Raw genomic sequence first — 303 nt, forward strand, 5'->3', positions numbered from 1 at the left:
GGCGCGGTTGCGGGAGTCCGCTGCCGTGGCGGAGGCGTCCGACGCGGACGTCGCCTGGTCACTGCTGACGGCGCGGTCCGCCATGGAACACCGCGCCGTGGTCGTGGGCCACACCCGCGAGGAACTCCTGCGCGGTCTCGACGCCGTGATCTCCGGCGAACACGTTCCGCACACCGTCGTGGACCGCGCCAAGTCGGGTCGAACCCTGGCTCTGGTGTTTTCGGGTCAGGGGTCTCAGCGGTTGGGTATGGGGCGTGAGTTGGTGGGTTTGCCGGGGTTTGGTGAGGTGTTCGGTGAGGTGTG

Annotated in this window: 1 protein-coding gene; it reads left to right on the forward strand. The window is 69.0% G+C overall.

Going from position 1 to position 303, the window contains the following annotated elements; genetic code table 11:
- Positions 1-25: 25 nt before the first annotated feature.
- Positions 26-303: hypothetical protein (locus tag IG88_RS39980; RefSeq protein ID WP_158854266.1), on the forward strand; the 278-nt coding region annotated here is incomplete at its 3' end.

The organism is Streptomyces sp. NRRL F-5650, from assembly GCF_000721365.1.
GTDB classification, from domain to species: domain Bacteria; phylum Actinomycetota; class Actinomycetes; order Streptomycetales; family Streptomycetaceae; genus Streptomyces; species Streptomyces ardesiacus.